Below are 15,158 nucleotides of genomic sequence, written 5' to 3'. Positions count from 1 at the left end.
TGTACCCAAGCGTTGGCCGGGGCGCGATGTTGCTGAATGCGAACCTTCACTATAGGTGTGCCTGAGGTGGCTGCTGGTGAAGTTCTTTGCGCCCTGTTACCGGCGCTCGGGCTACAATGGCGCCTTTGATCCGAAAGGCAGGTGTGCGCAGTGACTGATGTGGCAGGGGCTTCGAAATCCACCGTGGGGACGCTGTACGTGGTCGCGACCCCCATTGGCAACCTCGACGACATGAGCGCCAGGGCGTTGAAGGTGTTGGCTAACGTCGCCCTGATCGCCGCCGAGGACACCCGGCACTCGATCCGCCTGCTGCAGCATTTCGGCATCGATACGCCGCTGGCAGCCTGTCACGAGCACAATGAACGGGACGAAGGCGGGCGTTTCATCACCAAGCTTCTGGCCGGTGAAGATGTGGCGCTGGTTTCCGATGCCGGTACGCCATTGATTTCCGACCCTGGTTACCACCTGGTGCGCCAGGCGCGAGCCGCCGGCGTCGATGTGGTGCCTGTGCCTGGCGCCTGTGCCCTGATTGCCGCGCTTTCGGCGGCCGGGCTGCCCTCTGATCGGTTCATTTTCGAAGGCTTCCTCCCCGCCAAAAGCGCAGGCCGCCGTGCCCGGCTCGAACAGGTGAAGGAAGAGCCGCGTACCTTGATTTTTTACGAGGCGCCCCATCGCATTCTCGAGTGTCTGGAGGACATGGAACTGGTGTTCGGTGCCGAGCGCCCGGCGTTGCTCGCGCGTGAGCTGACCAAAACCTTCGAGACCCTCAAAGGCCTGCCGCTCGGGGAGCTGCGCGAGTTCGTGGCGGGTGACAGTAACCAGCAGCGCGGTGAGTGCGTGGTGTTGGTCGGTGGCTGGAGTGCGCCGGAGGGTGAGGCGGCGATCAGCGTCCAGGCGCAGCGTGTACTGGACCTGCTTTTGGCCGAATTGCCGCTCAAGCGTGCGGCGGCCCTGGCGGCGGAGATAACCGGCGTGCGCAAGAACCTGTTGTATCAGGCGGCACTGGAAAAGCAGAAAGCGCAGTAGTGGCGCTTTGATATAATTGCGGTATTGCTTGTTCTTGAGCGCAGCTGCCGTTAACCTTGGCGCCGGAGAGTCGATCGGACAGTCGCTGCCCGCTTTGGTTCCGCAACTTTTGTTGCGTAACGGCGGGGGGAGGAAAGTCCGGGCTCCATAGGGCAGAGTGCCAGGTAACGCCTGGGAGGCGCGAGCCTACGGAAAGTGCCACAGAAAATAACCGCCTAAGCACTTCGGTGCCGGTAAGGGTGAAAAGGTGCGGTAAGAGCGCACCGCACGTCTGGCAACAGTTCGTGGCTAGGTAAACCCCACTCGGAGCAAGACCAAATAGGGTTCCATCAGGCGTGGCCCGCGTCGGAACCGGGTAGGTTGCTAGAGGCGTCCAGTGATGGCCGTCGTAGAGGAATGACTGTCCTCGACAAAACCCGGCTTACAGATCGACTCTCCACCTCTCCTCCCTTCTGCTTGATCGATGGCAGAGCGCGTTTGTAATACCGAAAAGATCTTACTCTTCATAAATCACTTTAAGTTCAAACGGTATCCGTTTGAGTGGGTTTGATTTTTCACGTTTTTTTTTACCCTCAGTAGTCCTTCCTCCTTCCTTTATTGAGCTAAATCTCGGTCCTGTAAGGGTTTTCCCTATGAACGCGCCTTGACGGTGCAGCGGACGGATTCCTATAGTGTGCGCAAGTGGCAGAAAGTGGGATGAAGTGGGTTTTCTGGCACAAAAAAGCTACCATTGTGGGGAATCGCAGCCGTGTTCCGCGGAGCCAACGCCGTCAGCCTCGATGCCAAGGGCCGTCTCGCCATGCCGAGCCGGTACCGTGACGAGCTCGATTCGCGTTGCAATGGTCAGCTGATCGTGACCATCGACGCCGTCGACCCCTGCTTGTGCGTTTACCCCCTCGATGAGTGGGAACAGATTGAAGCCAAGTTGCGTGCCTTGCCGTCGTTGCGTGAGGAAAACCGCCGCCTGCAGCGTTTGCTGATCGGTAATGCGGTTGACCTGGAGCTCGACGGCAGTGGCCGTTTCCTGGTGCCGCCCCGCCTGCGGGAGTACGCCAAGCTGGACAAGAAGGCGATGCTGGTGGGGCAGCTGAACAAATTCCAGCTGTGGGATGAGGATGCCTGGAACGCAGTTTCGGCAGCCGACCTTGCAGCTATCCAACAACCGGGCGCCATGCCCGACGATTTACGTGACCTGATCCTGTGACCATAGATAGCGGCTTCAACCACATCACCGTCCTGCTCGACGAAGCTGTCGAGGCATTGGCCCTGCGCGCCGACGGTTGCTATCTCGACGGCACCTTCGGCCGCGGCGGGCACAGCCGTCTGATCCTCAGCAAGCTCGGGCCGGATGGTCGGCTGCTGGGCTTCGACAAAGATCCTCAAGCGATTGCCACGGGGCAAGCGCTGGCGGCCGAAGACGGCCGCTTTGTCATTGTGCAGCGCAGTTTTGCCGAACTGGGCGCAGAGGTGGCCGAGCGAGGCCTGGCTGGCAAGGTCAGCGGTATCCTGCTCGATCTGGGCGTGTCCTCGCCCCAGTTGGACGACCCCGAGCGGGGCTTCAGTTTCCTCAATGACGGCCCGCTGGATATGCGCATGAACCCCGACCAGGGCATCAGCGCTGCCGAGTTCATCGCCACCGCGCCGGTCGAGGAAATTGCCCGCGTTTTCAAAGAGTATGGCGAGGAACGTTTTGCCGGCCGCATGGCGCGCGCCGTGGTAGAGCGCCGCGAAAAGCAGCCGTTCACCCGGACTGCGGACCTGGCCGAAGTGCTCAAGGTCGCCAACCCTGCCTGGGAAAAGGGCAAGAACCCGGCAACCCGTGCCTTCCAGGGCCTGCGCATTCACGTCAACAACGAACTGGGCGATCTTGAGGCCGGCCTTGAGGCTGCACTCGATGCGCTGGAAGTCGGCGGCCGTCTGGCGGTGATCAGCTTCCATTCGCTGGAAGACCGTATCGTCAAGCTGTTCATGCGCAAACTGGTCAAGGGTGAAGCGGACAACCTGCCGCGCAACCTGCCGGTTCAGCACAAGGCCTTCGAGCCGAAAATCCGTCTGATCGGCAAGGCTCAGTTTGCTTCCGAAGCCGAGCTCAAGGCCAACCCGCGGTCGCGCAGCGCCGTGATGCGGGTGGCGGAGAAGCTTCGGTGAGCCGGCTATTTGCCAAGCCTTTGCCAGGCGGAAGCTTCCTGATGCTTCTGCTGTTCGTTGGCGTGCTTGTTTCGGCCATTGCCGTGTCGTACAGCGCCCATTGGAATCGCCAGTTGCTCAACACCCTGTACGGCGAGTTGAATGAGCGCGACAAGGCCCAGGCCGAGTGGGGCCGGCTGATCCTCGAACAAAGCACCTGGACCGCTGCCAGCCGCATCGAGAACCTGGCTTCCGAGCAACTGAAGATGCACGTGCCTGCCGCCGACGAAGTACGGATGGTGGCGCCATGATGAAGCTCGAAGGTGCACTCTACCCCTGGCGCTTCCGCGTGGTGATCGGCCTGCTGGCGTTCATGGTCGGCGCCATCTGCTGGCGCATCATCGACTTGCAGGTGGTCGACCGTGACTTCCTCAAGGGCCAGGGCGATGCCCGCAGCCTGCGTCATATTCCTATTCCGGCACACCGAGGTCTGATTACCGACCGTAATGGTGAGCCCTTGGCCGTCAGTACGCCTGTCACCACCTTGTGGGCCAACCCCAAGGAAATGCAAGCGTCCAAGGACCGCTGGCCGCAACTGGCCGCCGCATTGGGGCAGAACGCCCAGCAGCTGAGCGAGCGCCTGACCCAGCAGGCCAGCAAAGAATTCATCTACCTGGTCCGCGGCCTGACCCCGGAGCAGGGGCAGCATGTGCTCGACCTGAAAGTGCCGGGTGTATACGGCCTCGAAGAATTCCGCCGCTTCTATCCCGCCGGTGATGTCACCGCTCACATGGTCGGTTTCACTGACCTGGATGACCATGGCCGCGAAGGGGTAGAGCTGGCCTACGATGAGTGGCTGGCCGGGGTGCCCGGCAAGCGGCAAGTGATCAAGGACCGGCGTGGCCGCTTGATCAAGGACATTCAGGTAACCAAGAACGCCAAGGCCGGCAAGACCTTGGCGTTGTCCATCGACCTGCGCCTGCAATACCTGGCCACGCGCGAGCTGCGTAACGCAATCGCCGAGCAGGATGCCAAGGCCGGCAGCCTGGTGATCATGGACGTTAAGACCGGTGAGGTCCTGGCGATGGTCAATCAGCCGACCTACAACCCCAACAACCGCCGCACCATGTTCCCGTCGGCGATGCGTAACCGGGCGATCATTGACGTGTTCGAGCCAGGCTCCACGGTCAAGCCGATCTCCATGAGCGCCGCATTGGAGAGTGGGCGCTGGAAGCCCACCGACAAGGTCGAAGTCTACCCGGGCAGCCTGCAGATCGGCCGCTACACCATCAGGGACGTGTCCAGGAGCGAGGGTCCGATCCTCGACCTGACCGGCATTCTGATCAACTCCAGTAACGTGGGCATGAGCAAGATCGCCTTCGATATCGGCGGCGAAGCCATCTACCGGGTCATGTCCCAGGTCGGCCTTGGCCAGTACACCGGCCTTGGGTTCCCGGGCGAGCGGGTTGGCAACCTGCCCAACCATCGTGAGTGGCGCAAGGCCGAAACCGCGACCTTGTCCTATGGCTACGGTGTCTCGGTTACCGCCTTGCAGCTGGTGCATGCCTATGCGGCGCTGGCCAACGACGGGAAGATGGTGCCGCTGTCGATCCTCAAGGTCGACAAGGTCCCGGAGGCAGTCCAGGCCATTCCAAAGGACACCGCCAAAACCGTGCAAGGCATGTTGCAGCAAGTGATCGAGGCGCCGCGTGGGGTGTTCCGCGCCCAGGTGCCGTTCTATCACGTGGGCGGCAAGTCTGGTACCGCGCGGAAAGCCACAGTGGGCTCCAAGGGCTACACCGAAAACGCCTACCGCTCGCTGTTCGCCGGCTTCGGCCCGATGAGCGACCCGCGTTACGCCATTGTCGTGGTCATCGACGAGCCGAGGAAAGGCGGTTATTTCGGTGGCCTGGTATCGGCGCCGGTATTCAGCAATGTCATGTCGGGCACCCTGCGGCTGATGAATGTGCCGCCAGACAACCTGCCACCGCCTGCCGACCCGCAACAAGTCAATGCAGCACCCGCCAAGGGAGGGCGTGGATGATGACAATGCCACTGAGCAAGCTTTTCGCCCACGCCAGTCGCGACCCGCTGATCCGTGAGCTGACCCTGGACAGCCGTGCTGTGCGCGCAGGTGACCTGTTCCTGGCCGTGCCGGGCGCCAAGGTCGATGGCCGTGACCATATCAGCGACGCGCTGGCCCGCGGTGCCGCTGCGGTCGCCTACGAACAGCAGGGCACCCATGTGCTGCCGATCACCGATGTGCCGCTGATCCCGGTCAAAGGCCTGATCGCCCAGCTGTCGGATATTGCCGGCCGCTTCTACGGCGAGCCGAGCCGTCAGCTGAACCTGGTCGGGGTTACCGGTACCAACGGCAAGACCAGCGTCACTCAACTGGTGGCCCAGGCGCTAGATGCGCTTGGCCAACGGTGCGGCCTGATTGGTACCCTGGGTACCGGATTTTATGGTGAGTTGCAGAGCGGCCGGCTGACCACGCCAGATCCGATTGCGGTGCAGTCGACGCTGTACGACCTGAAAAAGGCCGGGGCCAAGGCCGTGGCGATGGAGGTATCCTCGCATGCCCTGGAACAGGGGCGTGTCGCCGCGCTGGAATTCGATATCGCGGTGATGACCAACCTGTCCCGTGATCATCTGGACTATCACGGCAGCATGGAGGCCTACGAGGCCGCGAAGGCCAAGCTTTTCGCCTGGCCTAGCCTGCGTTGCCAGGTGGTCAACCTGGATGACGGTTTCGGCCGTCGTCTGGCGGCTGATTTTGCCCGTCGTCCGAGTGTCGACCATATCGAGACCCGTCTGCTCAGCTACAGCCTGGAAAACCCCGACGCTTCTTTGTATTGCCGTGAAGCCAGGTTCGATGACGATGGCGTACGGGCCATCATCGTCACCGCCCAGGGTGAGCGTACCTTGCGCAGCCAGCTGCTGGGCCGTTTCAACCTGAGCAACATGCTCGCGGCCGTGGCGACCTTGCTCGCGCTGGATTATTCGCTGGACGAAATCCTCAAGGTCACCGCGCAGTTGAAAGGCCCGGTGGGGCGCATGCAGCGTCTTGGCGGCGGTCAGAAGCCGTTGGTGGTGGTCGATTACGCGCACACCCCTGACGCCCTGGAACAGGTACTCCAAGCCCTGCGCCCGCACGCCCACGGCCAGTTGCTGTGCCTGTTCGGTTGTGGTGGCGATCGCGATCGTGGCAAGCGTCCGCTGATGGCCGAAGTGGCCGAGCGCCTGGCTGATCGTGTACTGGTCACTGACGATAACCCTCGTACCGAAGACCCGCAGGCGATCTTCAACGACATTCGCCCCGGTTTTGTCCGCCCCGCCGACGTCGAGTTCGTCGCGGGCCGCGGCGAGGCCATCGCACACCTGATCGCTTCTGCTGCCGCTTCGGACGTCATCGTCCTGGCAGGTAAGGGGCATGAGGATTACCAGGAGGTCAATGGCCAACGCCATGATTTCTCTGACTTGGTCGAAGCCGAAAAGGCACTTGCAGCCTGGGAGGCTCCACATGCTTAAGCCCATGACACTCAGCCAGCTGACCGCAGCGCTGAGCGCTCGCTTGGTCGGCGCCGACGCCAGCTTCAGCGGTGTCAGCATCGACAGCCGCAGCGTCGGCGCCGGGCAGTTGTTCGTCGCCCTGGTGGGGCCGCGTTTCGACGGCCACGACTACCTGGCCGATGTGCAGGCCAAGGGCGCCGTGGCAGCGCTGGTGGAGCGTGAAGTGACCGATGTCGACTTGCCGCAGCTGGTGGTTGCCGACTGCCGTCTGGCCCTTGGCCAGCTCGGTGCGCTGAACCGTGCCAGCTACGACAAGCCGGTGGTCGCCATCACCGGCTCCAGTGGCAAGACCACGGTCAAAGAGATGCTTGCCTGCATCCTGCGTACCCGTGGCCCTGTTCATGCCACCCGTGGCAACCTGAACAACGACCTGGGGGCACCGCTGACCCTGCTGGAAATTGCCCCCCAACACAGCGCCGCCGTCATCGAGCTGGGCGCTTCGCGCATTGGCGAGATCCGCTACACCGTGGGCCTCACCCAGCCACAGGTAGTCATCATCAACAATGCCGGTACAGCCCACGTCGGCGAGTTCGGCGGGCCAGAGAAGATCGTTGAAGCCAAGGGCGAGATTCTCGAAGGGCTGGGCGAGGGCGGCACTGCCATCCTCAATCTGGACGACAAGGCCTTTGCCATCTGGAAGGCGCGCGCGGGTGCCCACAAGGTTATCAGTTTTGCCCGCAGCGACGCCCGCGCCGACTTCCATGCCACCGACATCGGTCGCGACGCGCGGGGTTGCCCGTCGTTCACACTGCACGGCGCCGGTGCATCGGTGGCCGTGCAGCTCAATGTGCTCGGTGAGCATAACGTCAGCAACGCCCTGGCCGCTGCCGCCGCCGCGCATGCCGTTGGTCTGACCCTGAGCGGCATTGCCGCGGGCCTTAACGCCATGCAGCCGGTCAAGGGCCGTACCGTGGCGCAAATCGCCCCGAGTGGCGTGCGCGTGATCGATGACAGTTACAACGCAAATCCCACCTCGATGTGCGCGGCCATTGATATACTCGCCGGCTTTTCCGGGCGCACCGTTCTGGTGCTGGGGGATATCGGCGAGCTGGGGCAGTGGGCGCAAGAAGGTCACCATCAGGTGGGCGATTACGCTCGCGGCAAGGTCGATGCCCTGTATGCAGTGGGTACCAACATGACACATGCGGTCAAGGCGTTCGGCGCCAATGGCCGTCATTTCGCAACGCAAGCTGAGCTGATCGAGGCCGTTCGCGCCGAAACTGCCAGCAATACCACTATCTTGATCAAGGGCTCGCGCAGCGCTGCGATGGAAAACGTCGTGGCTGCACTGTGCGGTGCCAGCGGGGAGAAACATTAATGCTGCTGCTGTTGGCTGAGTATCTGCAACAGTTCCACAAAGGCTTCGCGGTCTTCCAGTACCTGTCCCTGCGCGGGATCCTTGGCGTACTGACCGCGCTGTCGCTGGCGCTGTGGCTGGGCCCGTGGATGATCCGTACCCTGCAGATCCGCCAGATCGGTCAGGCCGTCCGTAATGACGGCCCGCAATCGCACTTGTCCAAATCCGGCACGCCAACCATGGGTGGTGCCTTGATCCTGTCTGCCATTGGCATCAGCACCCTGCTGTGGGCCGACCTGTCCAATCGTTATGTGTGGACGGTACTGATCGTCACGCTGCTGTTCGGCGCCATCGGCTGGGTCGACGACTACCGCAAGGTGATCGAAAAGAACTCGCGCGGCCTGCCTAGCCGCTGGAAGTACTTCTGGCAGTCGGTGTTCGGCCTGACGGCGGCGATCTTCCTGTACCAGACGGCTCCCACCACTGTCGAAACCACCCTGATCGTGCCATTCCTCAAGGATGTCACCATCCCGCTGGGCATCGGCTTCGTCATCCTGACCTACTTCGTCATCGTCGGCTCCAGCAATGCGGTCAACCTGACCGATGGCCTCGATGGCCTGGCGATCATGCCGACGGTAATGGTCGGCGGTGCGCTGGGCATCTTCTGCTACCTGTCGGGTAACGTGAAGTTCGCTGAGTACTTGCTCATTCCTTATGTACCGGGCTCGGGTGAACTCATCGTGTTCTGCGGCGCGCTGATCGGCGCCGGCCTGGGCTTCCTGTGGTTCAACACCTATCCGGCCCAGGTGTTCATGGGCGACGTCGGTGCGCTGGCGCTGGGCGCCGCACTGGGCACCATCGCCGTGATCGTGCGCCAGGAAATCGTGCTGTTCATCATGGGCGGCATCTTCGTGATGGAAACCCTGTCGGTGGTGATCCAGGTCGCCTCCTTCAAACTGACCGGCAAGCGCGTGTTCCGTATGGCACCGATCCACCACCATTTTGAACTCAAGGGCTGGCCTGAGCCGCGGGTGATTGTCCGTTTCTGGATCATCACCGTGATTCTGGTGCTGATCGGCCTTGCAACCCTGAAACTGAGGTAGACGAGCGTGTCACTGATCGCTTCCGACCAATTCCGCATCGTTGTCGGCCTCGGCAAGAGCGGCATGTCCCTGGTTCGCTTCCTGGCGAACCAGGGCATTGCCTTTGCAGTCGCCGACACCCGCGAGCAACCGCCGGAACTGGACACCCTGCGCCGTGATTACCCGCAGGTGGAAGTACGCTGTGGTGAACTGGACGTGGATTTCCTGTGCCGCGCCAACGAACTGTACGTGAGCCCCGGCCTGGCACTGGCCACGCCGGCCCTGCAGCAGGCGGCGGCGCGTGGCGTGAAGCTGTCCGGTGACATCGAACTGTTCGCCCGCCATGCCAAGGCGCCGATCGTGGCCATCAGTGGCTCCAATGCGAAAAGCACGGTAACCACCCTGGTCGGCGAGATGGCTGCCAAGGCCGGCAAGCGCGTGGCCGTCGGCGGCAACCTGGGGACACCTGCCCTGGACTTGCTCAGCGATGACATCGAGCTGTACGTCATGGAACTGTCCAGCTTCCAGCTGGAAACCACCGACCAGCTCAATGCCGAAGTGGCCACCGTGCTGAACATCAGCGAAGACCACATGGACCGCTACAGCGGCCTGCCGGCCTATCACCTGGCCAAGCACCGGATATTCCGTGGCGCGCGCCAGGTGGTGGTCAACCGCCAGGATGCCCTGAGCCGGCCGTTGCCGGTCGAAGGGCGCCCGTGCTGGAGCTTTGGCCTGAATCAGCCGGACTTCAAGGGTTTCGGCCTGCGTGAAGTCGAGGGTGAGAAGTACCTGGCTTTCGAGTTCCAGGCATTGCTGCCGGCCCGTGAGCTGAAAGTGCGTGGTGCCCACAACCAGAGCAACGCATTGGCGGCCCTGGCTCTGGGGCATGCTGCCGGTCTGCCGTTCGAGCCGATGCTCGAGGCCCTGCGCGAATTCGGCGGCCTGCCTCATCGTTGCCAGTGGGTGCGTGCGCGCAACGGTGTGAACTGGTACGACGATTCCAAAGCGACCAACGTCGGCGCGGCCCTGGCCGCCATCGAAGGCCTGGGCGCGGATATCGACGGCAAGCTTGTGCTGATCGCCGGTGGCGACGGCAAGGGTGCCGATTTTGCCGCCTTGCGTGAACCGGTAGCCCGCATGTGCCGCGCCGTTGTGCTGCTCGGTCGCGATGCGCAGCGCTTGGCCGAAGCGCTGGGTGATGCCGTGCCGCAGGTGCGGGTCAAGACGCTGGACGAAGCCGTGCAGCAATGCGCCGAGCTGGCCCTGCCGGGGGACGCCGTGTTGCTGTCGCCGGCGTGTGCCAGCCTGGACATGTTCAAGAACTTTGAAGAACGCGGGCGGCTGTTCGCCCAGGCGGCGGGAGGGCTGGCATGATCTTCGGCATCCTCAAGCCGTACCCGTCGCCGCTGGTCAGTGGCCGTGGCATCGACCTCGACTTCGCCTTCCTGGCTGGCTGCCTTGCGCTGCTGGGCCTGGGCCTGGTGATGATCACTTCGGCGTCGTCGGAAGTGGCCGCAGCACAGTCAGGTAACCCGCTGTACCACATGTACCGCCATCTGGTTTATGTGGCCATTGGCCTTGTCGCCTGTGGTGCGACGCTGCTGGTACCGATCGCCACATGGCAGCGCATGGGCTTCATGATGCTGGTGGGCGCCTTTGGCCTGCTGGTACTGGTGCTGGTGCCTGGCATCGGTCGTGAGGTGAACGGCTCGATGCGCTGGATCGGCTTCAGCTTCTTCAACGTCCAGCCTTCGGAGATCGCCAAGGTCTTCGTGGTCATTTATCTCGCCGGCTACCTGGTACGTCGGCAGACCGAAGTACGCGAAAGCTGGATGGGCTTTTTCAAACCGTTCATCGTGCTGCTGCCAATGGCCGGCCTGCTGCTGATGGAACCGGACTTCGGTGCCACCGTGGTCATGATGGGCGCTGCTGCGGCCATGCTGTTCCTCGGCGGCGTAGGGTTGTTCCGCTTCAGCCTGATGGTGGCGCTGGCGGTGGTCGCCGTATTCGTACTGGTGCAGGCGCAGCCGTACCGGATGGCGCGCCTGATCACCTTTACCGACCCCTGGTCCGACCAGTTCGGCTCTGGCTACCAGTTGACCCAGGCACTGATCGCTTTCGGCCGCGGCGAGTGGCTGGGCGTAGGGCTGGGCAACAGTGTGCAAAAGCAGTTCTACCTGCCTGAGGCGCACACTGACTTCGTGTTCTCGGTACTGGCCGAGGAGTTGGGCGTGGTCGGTTCGCTGGTGACCATCGCGCTGTTCGTATTCGTGACCGTTCGCGCGCTCTATATCGGCCTATGGGCTGAAAAGGCCAAGCAGTACTTTGCCGCCTACATGGCATTTGGCCTGGCATTCCTGTGGATTGGCCAGTTCCTGATCAACATTGGCGTGAACGTCGGCTTGCTGCCGACCAAGGGCCTGACCTTGCCTTTCCTCAGTTACGGGGGCAGTTCCCTGGTGATCTGCTGTGCCTGCGTCGGTCTGTTGCTGCGTATCGAATGGGAAAGCCGCACGCACCTGGGCAGCGAGGAGCACGAATTCAGCGAAAGCGATTTTGCCGAGGAGACCAGTCATGGCCGCTGACGGCAAAAACGTACTGATCATGGCGGGCGGCACTGGGGGCCATGTGTTCCCGGCCCTGGCCTGCGCACGTGAGTTCCAGGCGCGCGGCTATACCGTGCACTGGCTGGGCACCCCCCGTGGCATCGAGAATGAACTGGTCCCTCAGGCCGGCTTGTCGTTGCACCAGATCCAGGTCAGCGGTTTGCGTGGCAAGGGCAAGCTGTCGCTGCTCAAGGCGCCGTTCACCCTGGTCAAGGCCGTGCTTCAGGCGCGGCGGATCATTGGCCAGCTCAAGCCGGTCTGCGTGATCGGCTTCGGTGGCTATGTGACCGGCCCTGGCGGCGTCGCCGCGCGCCTGTGCGGTGTGCCGCTGGTGATTCACGAACAGAACGCCCGCGCCGGTACCGCCAATCGCTTGCTGGTGCCGTTGTCGGCACGCGTTTGCGAGGCTTTCCCAGGCACCTTCGAAGCGGGCGACAAGCTGCGTACCACCGGCAACCCGGTGCGCCCCGAGCTGTTCATGGACGCGCAGCGTGCGCCCTTGGGCGAGCGCCGTGCCCGCCTGCTGGTCATGGGTGGCAGCCTGGGTGCGGAACCATTGAACAAATTGTTGCCTAAGGCCCTGTCCGAGGTGCCCGCTGACCTGCGGCCCGAGGTGTTCCATCAGGCCGGCAAGCACCACGCGCCGATCACCGCCGAGCGCTATCAAGAAGCGGGTGTCGAGGCTCAGGTAGAGCCGTTCATCAAGGACATGGCCCACGCCTACGGCTGGGCTGACCTGGTGGTGTGCCGGGCCGGTGCCCTGACCGTCAGCGAGCTCGCGGCGGCCGGCCTGCCTTCGATGCTGGTGCCTTTGCCCCATGCCATCGACGACCACCAGACCCATAACGCCCAATATCTGGCTCGGGAAGGCGCTGCCTTCCTCATGCCACAAGCGACAACTGGCGCAGCGCAACTCGCTGAACGCCTGAACGAGGTGCTGATGCAACCCGAGAAACTCAACACCATGGCACGCACCGCAAGGAGCCTTGCCAAACCATCCGCAACCAGCACCGTGGTCGATATCTGCCTGGAGGTGGCCCATGGTTGAAAGCCAGAAAGCCATGCCCCAGCCGAAGATGGGCCGCATTCATCGCATCCACTTCGTCGGTATCGGCGGCGTGGGTATGTGCGGTATTGCCGAAGTGCTGCTGAACCTGGGCTACGAAGTGTCCGGCTCGGACCTCAAGGTGTCGCCGGTTACCCAGCGCCTGGAGTCGTTCGGTGCCGAGATCTTCGTTGGCCACCGCGCCGAAAACGCCGCCAATGCCGATGTGCTGGTGGTGTCCAGCGCCATCAATCCGGCCAACCCGGAAGTCGCCACTGCGCTCGAGCGGCGTATCCCGGTGGTGCCGCGTGCCGAAATGCTCGCAGAGCTGATGCGCTACCGCCATGGCGTGGCGGTAGCCGGTACCCATGGCAAAACCACCACCACCAGCCTGCTGGCCTCGGTGTTTGCCGCAGGTGGGCTGGACCCGACTTTCGTGATCGGTGGCCGCCTGACCGCTGCCGGCACCAATGCCCAGTTGGGTACCAGCCGCTACCTGATCGCCGAAGCCGACGAAAGCGATGCCAGCTTCCTGCATTTGCAGCCGATGGTTGCCGTGGTCACCAATATCGACGCCGACCACATGGCCACCTACGAGGGTGACTTCAACAAGCTGAAGAAAACCTTCGTCGAGTTCCTGCACAACCTGCCGTTCTATGGCCTGGCCGTGATGTGCCTGGACGACCCTGTGGTGCGGGAGATCCTGCCGCAGGTCAAGCGCCCGACCGTGACCTACGGTTTCAGCGAAGAGGCCGACATCCGGGCAATCAACGTCAGCCAGAAGGGCATGCAGACCCACTTCACCGTGCTGCGCCGTGATCGTGAGCCGCTTGAAGTGTCGGTCAACATGCCGGGCAACCACAACGTGCTCAATGCCCTGGCCACCATTGCCATCGCCACCGACGAAGGTATCAGCGACGAAGCCATCGTGCAGGGGCTTTCCGGCTTCCAGGGCGTTGGCCGACGGTTCCAGGTATACGGCGAACTGCCGGTTGAAGGCGGCAGCGTGATGCTGGTCGACGACTACGGCCACCACCCGACCGAAGTGGCGGCGGTGATCAAGGCCGTGCGCGGCGGCTGGCCAAGCCGTCGCCTGGTCATCGTCTACCAGCCGCACCGTTACAGCCGCACCCGTGACCTGTATGACGACTTCGTGCAGGTACTGGGCGATGCCAACGTGCTGCTGCTGATGGAGGTGTACCCGGCCGGTGAAGAGCCGATACCCGGTGCCGACAGCCGTCAGCTGTGCCACAGCATTCGCCAGCGCGGCAAGCTGGACCCGATCTACATCGAACGTGGCGCCGAGCTGGCGCCGCTGGTCAAGCCGCTGCTGCGTGCCGGTGACATCCTGCTGTGCCAGGGTGCCGGCGATGTCGGTGGCCTGGCCCCGCAATTGATGAAAAGCCCGCTGTTCGCTGGCGCCAAGCAGGAGAAGTCTAAATGACCAGCGCCTACGAAAAACTGCATTCGACCCTGGACGTCAAGGCGTTCGGCCGCGTCGCTGTCCTCTACGGTGGCAAGAGCGCCGAGCGTGAAGTCTCGCTCAAGTCGGGCGCTGCCGTGATCGAGGCGCTGCGCAGCGCCGGTGTCGACGTGGTCGCCATCGACGTGGGCGACGACCTGCTGGCCCGCCTGCAAAGCGAGAAGATCGACCGCGCCTTCATCATCCTGCACGGCAGGGGAGGCGAGGATGGCAGCATGCAAGGGCTGCTGGAGTGCCTGGGTATCCCTTACACCGGCAGTGGCATCCTCGCCTCGGCCCTGGCCATGGACAAGCTGCGGACCAAACAGGTGTGGCAAAGCCTGGGCATTCCGACCCCGCGTCATGCCGTGCTGGCCAGCGCAGAAGATTGTGTTGCAGCCGGTACGGAACTGGGCTTCCCGCTTATCGTCAAACCTGCCCATGAAGGCTCTAGCATCGGCATGGCCAAGGTGAACAGCGAGCAGGAACTGGTTGCTGCCTGGCAAGACGCCGCCAAATACGATTCTCAGGTGCTGGTCGAGCAATGGATTCACGGCCCGGAGTTCACCATCGCCGTTCTGCGTGGCCAGGTGCTGCCGCCGATCGCTTTGGGCACCCCGCACGTGTTCTACGACTACGACGCCAAATACATCGCCAATGACACCCAGTACCGCATCCCGTGCGGGCTGGACAGTGCCAAGGAACAGGAGCTCATCGACCTGACCGCGCGCGCCTGCGATGCCATCGGCATTGAAGGCTGGGGCCGTCTGGACGTGATGCAGGACGAGCAGGGCCGGTTCTGGCTGCTCGAAGTAAACACCGCACCGGGCATGACTGATCATAGCCTGCTGCCCATGGCGGCCCGCGCGGCCGGCCTGGACTTCCAGCAGCTGGTGCTGGCGATCCTGGCCGAAAGCGTAGCGACGCGAGGTTAACAAAC

At 63.0% G+C, this 15,158-nt stretch carries 13 protein-coding genes and 1 other RNA gene; all 14 read left to right on the top strand.

The window, feature by feature from the left end; genetic code table 11:
* Positions 1 to 150: 150 nt before the first annotated feature.
* Positions 151 to 1,026: a 16S rRNA (cytidine(1402)-2'-O)-methyltransferase gene (rsmI, locus tag ACIPZH_RS15060; protein WP_267821147.1), complete on the top strand. Its 876-nt coding sequence runs from the start codon at positions 151 to 153 to the stop codon at positions 1,024 to 1,026.
* Between the two features lie 66 nt (positions 1,027 to 1,092).
* Positions 1,093 to 1,466, top strand: an RNA gene (gene rnpB / locus ACIPZH_RS15055) — RNase P RNA component class A.
* Positions 1,467 to 1,774: 308 nt separating this feature from the next.
* A complete protein-coding gene (gene mraZ, locus ACIPZH_RS15050) occupies positions 1,775 to 2,230 on the top strand; it encodes a division/cell wall cluster transcriptional repressor MraZ (RefSeq protein ID WP_011535546.1) in 456 nt (151 codons plus the stop codon).
* Positions 2,227 to 3,174, top strand: coding sequence for a 16S rRNA (cytosine(1402)-N(4))-methyltransferase RsmH (gene rsmH, locus ACIPZH_RS15045; RefSeq protein ID WP_372490406.1), 948 nt, complete (start codon positions 2,227 to 2,229; stop codon positions 3,172 to 3,174). Before mraZ ends, rsmH begins: the two co-directional genes overlap by 4 nt.
* Complete coding sequence (ftsL, locus tag ACIPZH_RS15040) at positions 3,171 to 3,464, top strand: cell division protein FtsL (protein ID WP_012312861.1); 294 nt, start codon at positions 3,171 to 3,173, stop codon at positions 3,462 to 3,464. The genes rsmH and ftsL overlap by 4 nt, the downstream gene beginning before the upstream one ends.
* Positions 3,464 to 5,197 (top strand): peptidoglycan D,D-transpeptidase FtsI family protein, encoded by a 1,734-nt coding sequence (locus ACIPZH_RS15035; RefSeq protein ID WP_400636837.1) that lies wholly within the window; start codon positions 3,464 to 3,466, stop codon positions 5,195 to 5,197. Before ftsL ends, ACIPZH_RS15035 begins: the two co-directional genes overlap by 1 nt.
* A complete protein-coding gene (gene murE, locus ACIPZH_RS15030) occupies positions 5,194 to 6,684 on the top strand; it encodes a UDP-N-acetylmuramoyl-L-alanyl-D-glutamate--2,6-diaminopimelate ligase (protein WP_400636712.1) in 1,491 nt (496 codons plus the stop codon). The genes ACIPZH_RS15035 and murE overlap by 4 nt, the downstream gene beginning before the upstream one ends.
* Positions 6,677 to 8,044, top strand: coding sequence for a UDP-N-acetylmuramoyl-tripeptide--D-alanyl-D-alanine ligase (gene murF, locus ACIPZH_RS15025; protein WP_400627615.1), 1,368 nt, complete (start codon positions 6,677 to 6,679; stop codon positions 8,042 to 8,044). The genes murE and murF overlap by 8 nt, the downstream gene beginning before the upstream one ends.
* The gene (gene mraY / locus ACIPZH_RS15020) at positions 8,044 to 9,126 is read left to right on the top strand and encodes a phospho-N-acetylmuramoyl-pentapeptide-transferase (RefSeq protein ID WP_241804716.1); all 1,083 of its coding nucleotides are present in this window, start codon (positions 8,044 to 8,046) and stop codon (positions 9,124 to 9,126) included. Before murF ends, mraY begins: the two co-directional genes overlap by 1 nt.
* Before the next feature lie 6 nt (positions 9,127 to 9,132).
* Positions 9,133 to 10,479 (top strand): UDP-N-acetylmuramoyl-L-alanine--D-glutamate ligase, encoded by a 1,347-nt coding sequence (murD, locus tag ACIPZH_RS15015; RefSeq protein ID WP_400636710.1) that lies wholly within the window; start codon positions 9,133 to 9,135, stop codon positions 10,477 to 10,479.
* Entirely contained in the window at positions 10,476 to 11,690 is a 1,215-nt protein-coding gene (gene ftsW / locus ACIPZH_RS15010) for a putative lipid II flippase FtsW (RefSeq protein WP_277818126.1), read from the top strand. The genes murD and ftsW overlap by 4 nt, the downstream gene beginning before the upstream one ends.
* On the top strand, positions 11,680 to 12,759 hold the full coding sequence (gene murG / locus ACIPZH_RS15005; RefSeq protein ID WP_349976489.1) for an undecaprenyldiphospho-muramoylpentapeptide beta-N-acetylglucosaminyltransferase: 1,080 nt from the start codon (positions 11,680 to 11,682) through the stop codon (positions 12,757 to 12,759). The genes ftsW and murG overlap by 11 nt, the downstream gene beginning before the upstream one ends.
* Positions 12,752 to 14,200: a UDP-N-acetylmuramate--L-alanine ligase gene (murC, locus tag ACIPZH_RS15000; protein ID WP_046784854.1), complete on the top strand. Its 1,449-nt coding sequence runs from the start codon at positions 12,752 to 12,754 to the stop codon at positions 14,198 to 14,200. The genes murG and murC overlap by 8 nt, the downstream gene beginning before the upstream one ends.
* Positions 14,197 to 15,153 carry a D-alanine--D-alanine ligase gene (locus ACIPZH_RS14995; protein WP_400636709.1) on the top strand — a complete coding sequence of 319 codons (957 nt, stop codon included), beginning with the start codon at positions 14,197 to 14,199 and terminating at the stop codon, positions 15,151 to 15,153. Before murC ends, ACIPZH_RS14995 begins: the two co-directional genes overlap by 4 nt.
* The last annotated feature ends 5 nt before the right edge of the window (positions 15,154 to 15,158 follow it).

Origin of the sequence: Pseudomonas sp. NPDC089758 (assembly GCF_044748705.1) — a bacterium.
In the GTDB taxonomy this organism is placed as follows: Bacteria; Pseudomonadota; Gammaproteobacteria; order Pseudomonadales; family Pseudomonadaceae; genus Aquipseudomonas; species Aquipseudomonas putida_X.
This window is presented reverse-complemented; position numbering and strand designations above follow the sequence as displayed.

What these genes read in the sequence shown, in the direction of transcription:
- ACIPZH_RS15035 (WP_400636837.1), top strand. Translation starts at nt 3,464, where the DNA reads ATGAAGCTCGAAGGTGCACTCTACCCCTGGCGCTTCCGCGTGGTGATC.
- murE (WP_400636712.1), top strand. Translation starts at nt 5,194, where the DNA reads ATGATGACAATGCCACTGAGCAAGCTTTTCGCCCACGCCAGTCGCGAC.
- murF (WP_400627615.1), top strand. Translation starts at nt 6,677, where the DNA reads ATGCTTAAGCCCATGACACTCAGCCAGCTGACCGCAGCGCTGAGCGCT.
- mraY (WP_241804716.1), top strand. Translation starts at nt 8,044, where the DNA reads ATGCTGCTGCTGTTGGCTGAGTATCTGCAACAGTTCCACAAAGGCTTC.
- ftsW (WP_277818126.1), top strand. Translation starts at nt 10,476, where the DNA reads ATGATCTTCGGCATCCTCAAGCCGTACCCGTCGCCGCTGGTCAGTGGC.
- murG (WP_349976489.1), top strand. Translation starts at nt 11,680, where the DNA reads ATGGCCGCTGACGGCAAAAACGTACTGATCATGGCGGGCGGCACTGGG.
- murC (WP_046784854.1), top strand. Translation starts at nt 12,752, where the DNA reads ATGGTTGAAAGCCAGAAAGCCATGCCCCAGCCGAAGATGGGCCGCATT.
- ACIPZH_RS14995 (WP_400636709.1), top strand. Translation starts at nt 14,197, where the DNA reads ATGACCAGCGCCTACGAAAAACTGCATTCGACCCTGGACGTCAAGGCG.